Origin of the sequence: Rhizobium sp. RCC_161_2, assembly GCF_041355235.1 — a bacterium.
In the GTDB taxonomy this organism is placed as follows: Bacteria; Pseudomonadota; Alphaproteobacteria; order Rhizobiales; family Rhizobiaceae; genus Rhizobium.
Genome location: NZ_JBFUPL010000006.1, coordinates 1 through 16,310, shown reverse-complemented (window position 1 = coordinate 16,310; position 16,310 = coordinate 1). Strand labels below are relative to the sequence as shown.

The 16,310-nt window shown below is 56.1% G+C and carries 6 protein-coding genes; all 6 read left to right on the top strand.

The window, feature by feature from the left end:
* Positions 1-15: 15 nt before the first annotated feature.
* The 6 genes from AB6803_RS16850 to AB6803_RS16825 are packed head-to-tail and all read left to right on the top strand — an operon-like array spanning position 16 to position 16,195.
* Complete coding sequence (locus tag AB6803_RS16850; protein ID WP_371110243.1) at positions 16-9,015, top strand: SDR family NAD(P)-dependent oxidoreductase; 9,000 nt, start codon at positions 16-18, stop codon at positions 9,013-9,015.
* A gap of 11 nt (positions 9,016-9,026) precedes the next feature.
* Positions 9,027-12,503: an alpha/beta fold hydrolase gene (locus AB6803_RS16845; RefSeq protein WP_371109969.1), complete on the top strand. Its 3,477-nt coding sequence runs from the start codon at positions 9,027-9,029 to the stop codon at positions 12,501-12,503.
* Entirely contained in the window at positions 12,496-13,224 is a 729-nt protein-coding gene (locus tag AB6803_RS16840; RefSeq protein WP_371109968.1) for a 4'-phosphopantetheinyl transferase, read from the top strand. Before AB6803_RS16845 ends, AB6803_RS16840 begins: the two co-directional genes overlap by 8 nt.
* 49 nt (positions 13,225-13,273) lie before the next feature.
* A complete protein-coding gene (locus AB6803_RS16835) occupies positions 13,274-14,038 on the top strand; it encodes a metallophosphoesterase (protein WP_371109966.1) in 765 nt (254 codons plus the stop codon).
* Positions 14,039-15,214: an ACP S-malonyltransferase gene (gene fabD / locus AB6803_RS16830; protein WP_371109965.1), complete on the top strand. Its 1,176-nt coding sequence runs from the start codon at positions 14,039-14,041 to the stop codon at positions 15,212-15,214.
* An 18-nt stretch (positions 15,215-15,232) separates the two neighbouring features.
* Positions 15,233-16,195: an acyltransferase domain-containing protein gene (locus AB6803_RS16825; protein ID WP_371109964.1), complete on the top strand. Its 963-nt coding sequence runs from the start codon at positions 15,233-15,235 to the stop codon at positions 16,193-16,195.
* Positions 16,196-16,310: the final 115 nt, after the last annotated feature.

Here is a 16,310-nt window from a genome sequence, read left to right as displayed (position 1 = left end):
TTCGTCGTCGGCACCGTGGCGAAGCTGATCGAGAACCTCACCCGTTTCGTGAGCGATGGCCAGGCTGAAGGTGATCATCTTTATGCGGATATCAAGAACCCGCCCGATCATTTGAAGCTCTTCCTCGCGGATGAAGATGCCCGGGACATGATCCAGAAATGGATATCGAAACGGGAATTGAAAAAATTGGCGCAGATGTGGGTCGCGGGTGGAACGGTCGACTGGCCGTTGCTCCATGGCGACCACCCGCCATACCGAATGGCATTGCCGACCTACCCCTTTGCCAAGGAGAGATATTGGCGAGTTGCCGAAGACGCGCCGCAGCCGGTGGTCTCTGCCCCCAAGGCGGCTGCGCTTCACCCGCTGCTGCACACCGACATCTCGGATATTGGACGTCAAAGCTACAGTTCGACATTCAGCGGGCGGGAGTTCTTCCTGGCCGATCATCAAATACAGGGCAAAGTCATTCTGCCCGGCGTCGCGCATCTGGAGCTTGTCAGGGCTGCCGTTGAACATGCGGGCGGAACCTGGCGTGAAGGCAGTTTCGTTCAGCTCAAGAACGTCGTCTGGATACAGCCTATCGTCGTCGAAACACCCAAACAGATCACCGTTGTCCTGTCCCCTGCGCAGCATGGGCAAATCGATTTCGAGATTTATGGCCAGGAAGCGGAGCGCAAAACGGTTCATTGCCGCGGGAGGGCTTTGATTGTCGCTGGAGCGGAGCCGGAAGCACTGAGGCTGCAGGAGCAGCTCGCCCAGATGCAGCCGAGCGGCATCGATATGGAGGATTTCTATGCCACATTCAGGCGCGTTGAAATTTTCCATGGGCCATCCTATCGGGGCGTCACCGGATTATACCGGAGCGATACCCATGTTCTCGCCAAACTGGCGTTGCCGGCGGTCGTGGCGGATAGCCAAAGCGACTATGTCCTGCACCCCAGCTTGATGGAAAGTGCTTTGCAGGCCGCCTGCTTGCTCATTGCCGACAGCAAGCAGCACTCCGGTGGCCCTTCGCTGCCGTTCGCACTTGAAACCATCAGTATCTACGGTCCGTGCACCAGCAATATGTATGCTTGGGTGCGTTACGCGTCGGACTATCAAAAGGACGGAAACGTCATCAAGCTGGACGTCGACCTGACCGATATGCAAGGTCGGGTCCATGCTCGTCTTCAGGGATTTTCCTTCCGGCGTCTCAACGACGAAGCCGCGATGTCGGCCCAGCCATCGGAAAAAGCTGCCGGTCTCGTGCTCATGCCGACGTGGCGTGCAACGTCACTGGCAACAGGGCAGGAGACCCGTTCCTATGCCCGGCGTCATCTCGTGCTTTGCGATATGCCGGAGACAGATACGGCGCATTTGCAGGCATTGTTGCCTGATGCGCAGTGCCTGATCCTGTCGTCGCCGCAACATGATCTGGCTGAGCGCTTTACGCGATACGCTCTGTCGTGCTTCGAACTGATCCGATCGATCGTCGCTCACAAGCCGGACGGAAAGGTGCTGCTTCAGGTCGTGGCTCCCGACGATCAGGAAGGTCGCGTGCTCACGGGATTGTCGGGCCTGCTGAAAACGGCGGCGCTGGAGCATCCGTTCATTTGCGGGCAGATCGTGCTGACACCGCCGGGGGGCGAGGCACAGGATCTGGCGGAGCAGTTGCAAGCCGGTCGGAACGCACCGCAGGATGCGGTGATAAAGTACAGGCAGGCGCAGCGCATGGTGCTGGATTGGGAAGAAGTGCAGCCGCGCCATGCCTTGTCCGATAGTCCGCTTAAGGATCAGGGCGTCTATCTAATCACCGGTGGATTCGGCGGCATCGGGTTGATTTTCGCCAGAGACATCCTTCGGCAAACGGCCAATGCCAGAGTGATCTTGACCGGGCGTAGCGGATTGAGTCTCGAAAAGCAGGCGCAGCTGGCCGCATTGCAGCGGCAGTCCGATCGCATCGATTATCTGCAATCGGACGTCTCCGACATTGGGCAGGTCCACGCACTTGTCGACCATATCGGCAAGCAATATCGGCAGCTCAACGGCATCATTCACAGCGCCGGCATTATCTCGGACGATCTGATCGGCAAGAAAACCTCGGCCGGTTTCGAAGCGATTCTCGCGGCGAAGGTGACCGGTACGTTCAATCTCGATCTGGCCACACGCGACCTCGGCCTGGATTTTCTGGTGCTGTTCTCATCGATCAGTGCCGCTTTTGGCAATCCGGGACAGGCTGACTATGCCACTGGCAACGCGTTCATGGATGCGTTTGCAGCCCATCGGAACGAGCTGGCGCTGGAGGGGAAGCGATCTGGCCGAACCCTTTCGCTGAACTGGCCGCTTTGGGAAGAGGGCGGCATGGCTTTGAGCGATACCCACAAGGCACTGATGCGCCAGACAATGGGGGCGTGGCCCCTGCCGGCCGCCGACGGACTGACGGCATTTTACCAGGGGCTCAACTCAGGATACGGGCAGTTGCTGGTCCTTCATGGTGCTGCCGACAAACTGAGAAAGTTTATTTCGCATGTCGAAGCGCCTCCGACGGTCCCTCTCGCCATCTCCGCAGGTGCGGCGAAAGAGAAAGGCGCCGTCAAAACCAGCCGCTTGCGCGAGATCCAGACGTTGCTTGTCGAGGAAGTTGCCGCGACGATCCAGCTTGCCGCCGATAAGCTGGAGCTGGATGTCGAGTTCAGTCAGTATGGGTTCGACTCCATCGTGCTGATGGATTTCGTCAGGGATCTGAACCAGAAATACGGGCTGGAGCTGATGCCCACCGTATTTTTCGAATATTCGACGATCAATGCGTTCGCCGCCTATCTTGATCGGGAACATCGCGATGTGATTGCCGGACATTTGTCGACTGCGGCCGACGCCGCGCCACCGGCCGCGTTCGGACCCGTCGAACCGCCCCGTTCGTCAGCGCCCGTGGAGACCGGCTTCGATCCGCGCCCGCCTCATGTTCCATCCGAACACCCCGGACGTTTCCAGGATATTGCCATTGTCGGAATGGACGGGCGCTTCCCGGAGGCTGCGAGCGTCGATGCCTTCTGGGAGGCTATCAGAACCCGCAAGGACATGATGAGAGAAATCCCTCGAGATCACTGGGACTACAGGCCCTGGTTTGAGGAAGACAGGGAAGCTGCGAACAAGACCTACTGCAAGTGGGGCAGTTTCATTGACGGCGTGGATCGCTTCGATGCCGAATTCTTCAACATTTCGCCCAAGGAGGCGGAATGGATGGACCCGCAAATGCGGCTGCTTTTGCAAAGCGTCTACCGTTGCGGCGAGGACGCCGGCCTCATCAATGAGATCCGCGGCAGCAAAACCGGTGTTTTCGTCGGGGTGTGCTCGCATGACTATATGGACAGGATCGCCGAGCTAAACGGACCGATCAACCCGCATCAGGGCGTCGGCAACGCGCCGACCGTGATCGCCAACCGCGTATCGTTCCTGCTGAACCTGACCGGACCAAGCCTCGCCTTCAATACCGCCTGCTCCGCATCGCTGGTCGCCTTGCATGAGGCTTGCCATTCGCTGCAGCGCGAGGAATGCCAAATGGCCTTCGTCGGGGGCGTGAACCTATTGTTGTCCTCCCATCACTACCGGTATTTCTCGAGTATCGGCGCATTATCTCCCACGGGCCGAAGCTATAGTTTCGATGCCAGGGCGGACGGTTATGTGCCCGGCGAAACCATCGCGAGCATCCTGCTGAAACCACTTGCGAAGGCCATTCAGGATGGTGATCGGATCTATGCGATCGTCAAAGGCTCGGCTGCCTTGCATGGCGGATTCACCCCTTCGATCACCGCGCCCAGCGTATCGGGAGAGAAAAACGTCATCGTTTCCGCCTGGAAGAATGCCGGAATAGATCCATCGACCCTCGGCTATATCGAGGCGCATGGCACCGGCACCAAGTTGGGCGATCCCATTGAAGTATCGGCGCTTACACAAGCCTTTCAGGAATTCACGCCGCAAACCGGCTTTTGCGCTCTGGGGTCCGCGAAGGCGCATCTCGGGCATACCGAAGGTTCGGCCGGGATCGTGGGTATCATCAAGGCGGTCGCGCAGATGCGTGCCAGAGAAATTCCCGCGATGCCGTTTTACGAGGAACTCAACCCTTATATTCAGCTCAACAATTCGGCTCTCTATATCAACAAGGAGAACATTCCCTGGGAGATGCCGCTCGGCCATCCGAGAAGGGCAGGCGTGAGTTCCTTCGGCTTTTCAGGCGTCTACGCCCATGTCGTGCTTGAGGAATATGTTGGCGAGCAGCCAGTCCATCAGGTCGCGCGGGATGAGGAAGCCGGTCCGCATCTGATCGTGCTGTCGGCGAAGACGAAAGACCGGCTCAGGGCAAGAGCCGGCGATCTTCTCGATTTCATCATGCGGGACACGTCGGAATCGCTGACGGATATCGCCTACACCCTGCAGGTGGGCCGCGAAGCGATGAAGGAGCGCCTGGGCTTCGTGGTTCGCTCGAAAGAGGAATTGAAGCGGATGCTTCAGGCCTGCCTCGACGAGCAAGCCCAGCCTGCTGGTCTCCATAGAGGGGTCGTGAAGGGAAACCTTCGCGATCTATCCAGCGGGGTCGATGCCTACGAACTGGACCGGCTGATCGGGCAATGGACAAGTCCGGCAGCTTCGGTCGAATTGCTGAAATTATGGGTAAACGGTCAACCGGTCGAATGGCGGAGATTGTACGGCGAGCCGAAACCAAGCCGTATTCGGCTGCCGGTTTATCCGTTCGTCGGCGAGCGGTACTGGCTTGAACCAGTATCATCCGATCATCCTCCGGCCGTGGCAATTTCTGTGTCACAGGCGGCGGTTGCATCACCAGTACGCAAGCCTGACGCCGTTGCGGTTCCGGGCACACCGGATTTGCACAAGCGTACGTTGGCGGTTTTGACCGGGATGGTTTCCGAAGCGACCAAAATTCCCGCGCACAGGATCGATGCGGACGCCGATTTTGAGGAACTGGGATTGGATTCAATCCTCATTGCGGAGTTAAACAAGCATCTGGAAAAATGGACAGGGAATACGGATGCCACCCTGTTTTTCAAATACAAGACGCTTTCTTCGTTAGCTGGCTATCTAAGCGCCAAACATGCGAGGCATATCGAACACGCAGGCCCAGAAACGTCACGACCGGCTCCATCCGTCGTCGCAGCAGCCGATCAGGTATCTTCCAAACCGGTAGCGCAGTCTCCGCAGCGGTCCCGCCATCAGCCATCGGCGGATGAAGATATCGCGATCATAGGGATGAGCGGCCGATATCCGGGCGCGAAGAATCTGAAAGCCTTCTGGCAGAATCTTTCCGAGGGAAAAGATAGTATTCGCGAAATCCCGCAAGAGCGATTTGACTATCGCCCGTTATTTCACCCGGCCAAGGGCAGGCCGGATGCACTCTACTGCAAATGGGGCGGGTTTATCGATGATGTCGATCAATTCGATGCCGGCTTTTTCAAGCTCTCTCCCCAGGATGCGCGTTTCATGGACCCGCAGGAGCGGATTTTCCTCGAAACTGCCTGGGAGTGCCTGGAAACGGCTGGATATATCGGTGCACAGTGGCAGCGAAAAGCGCGAAACATTGGTGTCTTCGCCGGTGTTACGTTCAATAATTATCAGTTGATCATGGCCGAAGCTGCGGAAACTCCGACCTATCTGGCGAATTCGCAAACATTCTCCATTGCCAATCGGGTTTCGTACTTCTTCAATTTTACCGGCCCCAGCTTTACCGTCGATACCGCCTGCTCTTCGTCGCTGCTGGCCATTCACCAGGCGTGCGAAAGCCTTAAGCGGGCAGAGTGCGACGTTGCTCTCGCCGGTGGCGTTAACCTGTCCCTTCACCCGAGCAAATACATCACCCTTTGCGCCACCAGTTTCGCCTCGAGCGACGGCCGTTGCCATGCCTTCGCCGCCAATGGTGATGGATATGTGCCAAGCGAAGGGGTCGGAATTGTATTGTTGAAACCTTATTCGCAGGCGATAGCCGATGGAGACTCCATTCTGGCGATCATCAAGGGAACTGGCGTCAGTCACGATGGCAAGACCCAGGGCTATACGGTGCCCAATCCCGTCGCCCAGTCAAAGGCCATCGAAGCGGCGCTCCGGCAGGCTGATATCAGCCCTGAACACATCAGCTATGTCGAGGCCCACGGCACCGGCACGGCGCTCGGCGATCCGATCGAAATCCAGGGGCTTATGGATGTTTATTCGCAGTATACCGACAAGACGCAATATTGCGCCATCGGCTCGGTGAAGTCGAATATCGGACATGGCGAAGCAGCCGCCGGCATCGCGCAGCTCACGAAGACGGTCCTGCAGCTACAGCATAAGACCTTGGTGCCGTCCCTATTGCATGACCAGCTCAATCCGAACATCGATTTCGAACGCACCGCGTTTTACGTGCAGCAGGAGAAATCGGCCTGGCCTCAGCCGGTACAGGAGGGTGAGGCATATCCCCGATATGCCGGTATCAGTTCGTTCGGCGCCGGCGGGGTGAATGTGCATGTCATAGTGGGAGAGGCGCCCGAGCATCATCGTCAGTCCGACGCTCCCCATTCAGGCATGCCCTTGGTGATTCCGCTTTCGGCCCATGTGCCGGGACAGCTGGTGCATCTGGCTACCAATCTGTACCAGTGGCTGCTGGACGGAACGGAGCAGGAATGGCAGTTCGAAGAAATCGCCTATACGTTGCAAACCCGCCGCGCCGTGTTCTCTCATCGTCTAGCTTTCGTCGCAGCCGGAAAAACAGAACTGCTGGCAGCCCTGAAAGCCTATATTGAACAGGATGCCGGCGGCCCAGCCGGTCGAGCTTGGTACGAGACCTCCATCAAGCAGAGCAGCGGTTTTGATCTCGATCTGAGTACGGAGGAAGACCGCGACTATCTGCGCACATTGCTGAAAAAGGGGCGGGCCGAAAAGCTGGCGCTGCTCTGGGTCAACGGGACCAACATCCCATGGGAGCATCTCTATGAGGATGATGCGGGCCTGCGATGCGTGCCGCTGCCGGCTTATGCCTTCGCCAGGAAGCGCTACTGGATCGCTCAGGACTCCCTGAAAAAAACTGCCGCAAACCGCGAGCCGGTCCGGCAGGATATTTCGGCTGGGGTGATGCTCAAGGACGCCATGTTTGACGTTCAGTGGCGTGACATGGCGCTGGATAGCGGCACGACACGGTCACAGATCCCGGTCGATACTCTCCTGGTGATTGCCGAAGATCCGGCTGTCTTCGAAACGCGCCGTTGGGGCGATGCAAAGGTCCGCAGTTGCCTGATCGCGGACGATGTTCAGCCCGAGGGTCGTTATGACATCGTTCTCGGCAAAGAGCAGCTCGACTATGAGATCCTGCGGGAACAGATCCGCTCCGGCGGCATCGGCGGCATCGTCTATGTGCCGTCCAGGATCGATATGGAAACCTGCAGCGGCGAGGATCTGGAACGACATCTGCAGTGGGAAAGTCACAAGCTCCATCGGTGGATGACGTTTCTGATCAACAATCTGGTCGAGACGCCTCCGAAAGTGGTTTTCCTGTCCGTGATGCAAGATCCCGTCCAGGCGCTTCTGTCCAAGTATTTCAGCTTCCTGCGCTACGAATATCCGGAATTTCAGGCCTCGATCATCCAGGTGGATCGGCTCGGCAAGGAGACGATGGCTCAGATCCATGCTGAAATAAGAAGCCGAAGCGATGAAACGGAAGTCGCGTTCCATGGACAAGAACGCCAGGTGCAGCGATTGATCCCGCTGGCGCTTGCTGACGGTGAGCACGAGTTGGATGCCTCCGGCTGCATGGTGATTTCGGGAGGCTTTGGCGGGATTGGTTTCAAGGTCCTGCAATGGTTGATCGACAAGGGAACCACTGAGCTGATCGTCATTGGCAGAAAGCCGGCCACGGCAATCCTGCAACATCCCGATCTCGAGGCTCCGCTCGCCATCCAGGCTTTGATCGACAAACTCGGCCGGCAGGGTGTGGTCGTCCATTACATGCAGGTGGATATTCACCAGTCCGCTCAGCTTGCGGAGGCTTTCGAGGCCGTGAGAGGCAGGCTCCAGCAACCAATAACCGGTGTCTTTCATCTCGCAGGCACGACAACGGATGCCATCCCCCTCGGCGACATGAGCGAAGACACGCTCATGGAGGTCCTTCGCCCCAAGTTCTTCGGGGCATATGCGCTGGACAAAATCACTGCCGAAGATCCATTACGTTATTTCTGCCTGTTTTCATCCACGGCTGCCATTGAAGGGATGCAGGTCAATGGTCTTGGGGCCTATGCCGCATCCAACGCATCTTTGGATGCCCTGGCGGAGTTGCGCAGGCAGCGGCGGAAGCCCGTTCAGCTGATCCATTGGTCAGACTGGGATGAAGTCGGCATGGCAGTCGCGCATGGTCACAAAGCGTTCATGGACGCCGTGGGCATCCACATGCTGTCTCCAGCGTCTGCTATCGGAATTCTGGAGGCTGTACTGGCGCGATCTATCCCCTCGAGCACCGTCTTCCACGTCGATTGGGAAAAGTTCTCCCGGGCAAACGGGCTTCTCGGCAAGCTGCCATTCTTTGCGGATTATGTCCGAGCGATGGATCAGCGATCTGCACCGAAGGCGCAGCCGCCTGTGTTTGCCAAGGAAACGGGGGATGACAAAGGAATAGACGTCGGGAAGCTCCACAGCGAAGCGCCGTCAATCCGGCAAGGGCAGATGACCCGCGAGCAATTGGTCACGTACCTCAGTGAAAAACTGGCCGCGATGATGGAATTCGAAGTGGTATCACCGGAGGAAAACCTGTCCGACCTCGGCCTGGATTCGATCAATTCTATTCAGTATTTCAAGGAGTTGTCCGTAGAACTGTCCGTGGACATTTCGCCTTCGCTCACCTTCCGCTATCCGACAATTTCCAAACTGGCCAAATACCTGTCCTCTCAGATGCCGGCACGCCGGGAGAAGGATACCAAGACCGAAGATCCAGGCTTCTCGGTCGCGCGTGAACTGCAGGCAGCCATGCGACGCTCTGAACAATTGCTTGCTCATACCGAATAGAGGCCGGCATAATGAATAAAGACAGTCTGCTACAAGACGCCCTGATCACGATTAACGATCTCAACGCCCGGCTGGAAGTATTGGCATCCGGCGTGAAAGCGAACAATCGGGACATCGCCATTATTGGCATGGCCTGCCAGTTCCCCGGCGCAGCCAATTTGCCGCTGTTTTGGGAACGGTTACTGGACCAGTTCGATGGCGTCAGCCACTATCCCCGTTCAAGGCTTACCCTGTTGGGGTTGGATGAACGTGAACTCGATGTGGGTATCGAGAATATCTATGGCGGTTACCTGGACGACATTGATTTATTCGATCCGGATTTATTCAATATTTCCCCGAGAGAAGCGAGATGTATGGATCCCCAGCAGCGATTGCTACTGATGAATGTGCATCAGGCGCTGACCGATGCCGGCATTCGGCAACATGCGAACTTCAAAAATACCGGCGTATTCATCTCCCAGTATCCAAGTCAGTATCTCGCGATGGGTCGCCAGTATAATCCCGAAAACAGCCTGTTCATGGCTACAGGGAACGCCGGCTCCATCTCGGCAAACAGAATTTCATATCACTATGATCTAGAGGGGCCGAGTTTTGTGGTGGACTCGGCTTGCTCCTCCTCCCTGGCCAGCCTTGATATTGCTTGCCGGTATCTGAACGAAGGCCGGATCGACTACGCGTTGGTGGGGGCTGTGAGCCTCAATCTCAATATGGAAGCCACCAAGCTGCTGCAACATGCGAATATGTTGTCCGGAGATGGAAAATGCAAAACGTTTGACGAGCGGGCGGATGGATATGTGCCGGGGGAGGGGGTGGGCGTCATCGTGCTTCGGCGTTTGGCGGACGATCGATACTCCGGCGGCAAAATCTATTCGGTCATCAAAAGCTGTAGCATCAATCAAGACGGTAGAAGCAACGGGCTGACAGCACCCAATGGTCTGGCACAGGAAGCGGTGATCCAAAGAGCCTGCGCTGACGCCAATATTCGGCCGGAAATGCTGGGTTACATCGAAACCCACGGGACGGGAACCTACTTGGGTGATCCGGTAGAAATCGAGGCTCTGGGAAATGTTGTCGGCAAGCAAAGGGATCCGCAAACGCCCTGCATTCTTGGCTGCTTGAAGACGAACATCGGGCATCTGGAACCCGCGGCAGGTATCGCCAGCATCATCAAGGCCTCATTGTGCATTTACCACGGCAAGGTTCCGGGGAACAATCATCTCAATAGGGTGAACCCGCTGCTGAAGATGGACAATTATGCATTCCTGCTACCGGAGCAGCCGGTCGAGTGGACCGAGGAGGTGCGAACCGCCGGCGTCAGTTCCTTTGGCTTTGGCGGGCTGAATGGGTTTACTTTGCTGGCGAGCGCCCCGGCAGGCATGGCGGATGTGCATGCCCTCAAAGACTATCCGCTCTACGATTTCAATCTCGATTCCTATTGGGTCGATCGATCCGCCGCGCCACAATCGCCGTCAGACAAGCCAGCCGCGAAAGACCAGCAAGCCTTCCTGGCTTATCAACGCATCGACTCTCCCACCGATCTCTTCCGTGCCGCATTCACAATCGATAGATGGCAACTGACCGGCATCGAGGATACTGGAAACTTCCATATCGGCTTCTATATCGAGGCCCTCTACAAGGTTTTCTCAGATCACTTTAATGCCTGCGCGATCTTTATCGATCACTTGGCTTTTTTGCAGCCGTTGCAGATATCGCAGCAGGTCAGCACCGAGATCCAGATCATCGTCAGATCATCGGATAGCCGTCTATACCAGGCGGATATCTATTTTAGGTATGCGACGGTAAAAGCTGGCTGGGGACTGGCTGCGCAGGCGACGGTCGATCCGAAAATCGATGTGGTTCCCCCATCTTTCGTGAATACGAACCAAGGCAAGTCGGTACTGGCCCACATAAGCAACGAAGAATTTTACCGGCGCTACGAAGCCATGGGAATGCCAGGAAGAGGGTTTGCGCGGGCCATTGAAGACAGCCGCCTCTATTCTTCGGAAGCCTATTCGGCCCTATCCCCGAGCTTTGACCCCGCAGCTTACAGGCTGGGCGCTCATCCCGGATTTCTCGATGCCGTCATCCAGCCCGCTTTCATGATGCTTGAGGCGTCCGCGGGTGCGCCATACATGACGACCGCCTTGAAAGGTATCACCATCTACAGGCCGTTAAGTCGGGACAAGACATATGGTCTGCATAACCGACTGCTGTCGGTGGGCGATGCAGAGGCCAGTCACTTTTCCACCTCATGGACCGTCTACGATTCCGACAACCATGTCTCTATCGATTGCCAGACCGCGCGGCTGCAGAAAATAGCGCACAAGGCTGAGCCGCATGCGGCCTCGGAGAACCTGCTTCAGGAAACCGGGCCAGAGGTACTGCTGCAATTCATCGCCGACAGGCTGGATACGAGTCCGGAAAAAGTCAGGACGAACGTGCCTTTGCCGGAATTGGGTATGGATTCGCTGATGATGATGCGGATCCGGGCGATGATGGACAAGATCAACAAGCCCGTCCACGACCTGTTCAACGTGACCGTCGACGACCTCCTGGGCATGATCGGCGAAGCGGGCCACGAGCAGGATCGCGAAAACGACCGGAACAGAGATTTCCAGCAATATCATCAACATGTTCGTCAGGTGCGGCGGACGCTAAAGCCCTATTCCCGCGACAGGGATAAATGGATTCGGGGTAAAGCCGGAGGCTCCACCGGATTGCGCCTCTACTGTTTCCCTTACGGGCACCTTTCCTCGCCGGTCGTATTCAAGAACTGGGTCGGGCAATTCCCGGATCATATTCAGGTCGTACCGGTTGAAATGCCCGGTCATGGCGACCGGATTGATGAACGTCCCCTTGAATCGGCTGCTGAAATCGCTGAAACACTAACCTCGATCTTGGGGGAGGAACTGCATCATCCCTTTGCCCTGTTCGGACATAGCTCGGGTGCGTTGATTGCCTATGCGTGGGCGCTGCATCTGCAAAAATCGAAGCAGCCCTTGCCGGAAAAACTGATCGTCAGCGCGTTCACGGCGCCGACGATCACGCCCAATCCGGTGATCAGGATGGCTGCGCAGGACTATGAAAAGGGTGGGATTCATCACATCCCGACCTTGAGCGAGATACTCGACCCGGCCAACGATGCCCTGGTCGGAAAAATCATTGCGCTGCATCACCAGAGAACAAGGGAGATGGGGCTAATTGATTTACCACCAGATTTCATCGCGGCACAATTGCACGCCATCGTCGCGATCATGCGAACGGTGAGCACGTTCGACCCCGCCGCCATCGTTCCCTTATCGATCCCCTTCGTGGCGTGTCACGGCGAAAATGACCGGCAGGTTTCATACGGCGATATGCAAGCCTGGCAAACGCTCAGCACCGGTTCCTTCTCGATGCCGGTTTTCCCAGGCGATCATCTGTTCATCCATCCGGATCAGAGTGAAGCACTTGTCATGTCCACTATTCGGGAACTGCTGCATGGATAAATTCCTTTCCAACGCCAATCCGGTTTCCTGGTTTGCCAATCCGGCGCTCTCCGTCTTCCAAGCGGATTTCGACGCCAATCACTATTCGGATGCGTTAATCCCTCGCCTGAACGCCGACTATGAGACATTCATCCAAAATGCCGTCGTGAAGCGGAAGTCCGAGTTCATTGCCGGGCGCTATTGCGCCCATCAGTCACTGGCGCCATGGGAGGTGCCGGATGGCATCATCGGTATCGGTGAGGGACGTAGCCCGGTCTGGCCGGCGGGCATCGTCGGATCGATCAGCCATTGTCACGCCTACGCTCTGGCGGTAACGGCAAGATCCGACAATCTGTTTGCTATAGGGCTCGACGTTGAAGACGTTGTCAGTGAGGAGACAAGGAACAATATCCAGAAAGCCGTGGTCAATCAGAACGAGATGTTTCTGCTCACGGGATCTCCACGACCGGATATCGTCTTCACGCTGATCTTTTCGATGAAGGAAAGCTTCTTCAAAGCGGCCTATCCTCACGTCAAATTCTATTTCGACTTTCCGGCCATTTCTCTGACGCACATCGATTGGGGACAGGGGACAGTTCTATTCGAGGTCAACCAGCAGCTCGGAACGCATTTCGGTGTGGGGTCGGTTTTTTCCGGGCAATTCAAGGTTCTTGAAAACAAAAAAGTTGTGACGCTCTTTCAAATCGAAAATGGAGAAACATATTCAAAGGCTACAATGTGAGAAATCCATTTATTTTCAATAGCCTGATAGAATGTGAGCGATAGACGCGATGCGAGTTTTTGCGGTGTCCGATGTCCATCTGGACTATGAAGAGAACAGGCTTTGGCTCTCAAACTTGTCCGATGTCGATTACCAGTCCGATATCCTGATCCTGGCGGGCGATATTTCAGATGAAATAAGGCTGGTGGAATGGTGCTTTATTGCGCTGCGGCGCAAGTTCCTGAAAGTGTTTTTTGTCCCGGGCAATCATGACCTATGGGTAACGCGAAACCAAGGCATGACGTCCTTCGATAAATTTCGTTTTCTGGGCCAACTCGCGAGAGAGCACGACATTTGCACGGAGGCCCACCATTTCGGGCCTTTGTCGATTGTGCCGTTATTGGGCTGGTATGACTATTCCTTCGGATCGCCGGGCGAACAATTACTGCAAACATGGGTCGATTTTCGTGCGTGCCTCTGGCCCGACAAGATGAGCGCGGAAGATGTCACCGCTCATTTTTTGAACCTCAATCAATCCGTGCTGTCGGTGCAGAATGAAGTGGTTATTTCATTCTCGCATTTTGTACCGCGCATTGATTTGATGCCCGATTATATTCCCGCACATTACCGCTACATCTATCCGGTTTTAGGAAGCATTGGCCTGGACAGGCAGGCCCGCCAATTACAGGCCAGCAGGCATTTGCATGTCTATGGTCACAGCCATGTCAATCGCGGCGTCACAGTAGAAAATATCGAATATACCAACAATGCGTTCGGCTACCCTTCAGAGCAGCGTATTTCAAGAAAGCAGTTGCTCTGCATTTATGAACAATGAGTGAAATCACTCGGATATCTTGAACAGGAGTGTCCTATGAAAGCATTTATATTCCCCGGTCAAGGATCGCAGGCCAAAGGAATGGGTGGCGAGCTGTTTGATGCGTTCAAAGAGCTGACGCAAAAGGCCGATGATATTCTTGGCTATTCCATCAAGACCCTGTGCCTGGAGAATCCGCAGCGTGAACTGAACCAGACGCAGTTCACGCAGCCTGCGCTCTATGTCGTCAACGCTCTGTCCTACTATCGGAAGCTGGATGAAACCGGACGCAAGCCAGACTATGTAGCGGGCCACAGCCTGGGGGAATATAATGCGCTTCTGGCGGCGGAATGCTTTGATTTTGAAACCGGCCTTAGGCTGGTCAAGAAGCGTGGCGAGCTGATGGCCCAGGCGCCCGAAGGCCGGATGGCGGCGATCCTGAATGCGACGAAAGCGGAAGTCGCCGCCATTCTGCGGGACAATGCGCTGCACAATATCGATGTTGCGAACTACAACACCCCACAGCAGATCGTAATCTCCGGTCGGGCCGATGAAATTGAGCGGGCGCAGGCATTTTTCCAGCAGGGAAACATGATGTATCACCCGCTCAACACCAGCGGCGCGTTTCATTCGCGTTTGATGAAGCCGAGCAGCGAACAGTTCAGGAGATTCCTGGGCGAATTTACATTCTCGCCGCTGGCGATCCCGGCGATTGCAAACGTCACGGCTAGACCTCACAAGAACCAGGATATCGCAGACACGCTTGCGGCCCAGCTTGCCGGCAGTGTGCTCTGGTGTGACAGCATTCAATATCTGATGGCATGCGCCGATGCCGATGAGCCGATGACGTTCGAGGAAGTCGGCCACGGCGAGGTGTTGACCAAGATGCTTCGTCATATCCCGAAGGACACCAGTCTGGTCGTCGACCGCCGGGCTAACATTGAACCCAAGCCGGTTTCGGCTGTTCATGTTCAAGATACCTCCGGCAATCGCCCGCCCCGCGACGCAAACAATATGGTCGGCGCCTGGAACGCCCGATATCCCGTCGGCACAAAGGTCCGGTGCACGCTTCATGACTATGACGAGCTTGAAACACGAACCGAGGCCGTCGTTCTCTTTGGCCATCGCGCCGCAATCTACATGAAGGGTTACAACGGCTATTTCGATTTGAACGAAATCGTGCCGGTGAACGCATAGACCGGTTCGGGTAGCATCATGCGAAAGCCGATTGTTTTTATGTTTTCCGGCCAGGGCTCGCAATATTTTCAAATGGGGCGCGAGCTCTATGAACATCATCCCCGGTTCAGGCTATGGATGGACCATTGCGACACCCTGGTCAAAGACGCGACTGGCCGGTCCCTGACGGCGACACTCTATGGCGACCATGACCGGACGGAACGTTTCGACGATATTCTCCTCACCAACCCGGCCCTGCTTTCCATCGAGTTTTGTCTGGCGAGGCTTTTGCGCGAAGCCGGAATATCTCCCGACTATCTCTTAGGCTACAGCCTGGGCGAGCTGACAAGCTCCGTCGTCGCAGATGCCCTGTCGCTGGAGGAGGGCATTCGGCTCTCGGTGGAGTTCGCGGCGCTTTTGACAAGCAAGAGCCCGGCAGGAGGGATGCTGGCGATCCTTGGCGATGAAGGCATTCTTCACGATCACCCGGATGCCTTTGCCCGTTGCAGTATTTCCGGCCGGAACTTCGACACCAATTTCGTGGTAAGCGGACTGGCGGAAGAGATCACGAGGCTGCAGGCCTATCTCGACGGCGCCGGCGTTGTCACGCAGCGTCTGGCGGTCAACTTTGCCTTTCATTCGCCGGTCGTCGAACCGTTGAAGCCATTTTTTCTCCAGATGGGCGGATCATTCAATTTCGCCTCGCCAAGGATACCTATCATCTCCGCGCAAAAAGGGCATGAGATCAAGCGCATCGATGAGACGCATTTGTGGAACGTCATCCGCCAGCCGGTGGATTTCAAATCGACCATCCGCAACCTTGTCGCTCGACAGGATTGCATATTTATCGATGTGGGGCCAAGCGGCACATTATCGACCGCGGTCAAATATCTGTTGCCGAAGCACGCTTCATCGATTTTTCTCGAGACCCTGAACCAGTTTTGTCGGGATCGAGCATCCCTTGAGAAAACGATTTTCTATCTCTCTGACCATATGGTCTGAGCATGCGGATGGCAGCATCGCTTTAAGGGGCCCTGTTGTGTTGATTTCCACTGAGAGCTGACCCGGCATTTCCACCGAGAAGTGACCCGCCTTAGGTATCGTTTGTGTTGGTCGT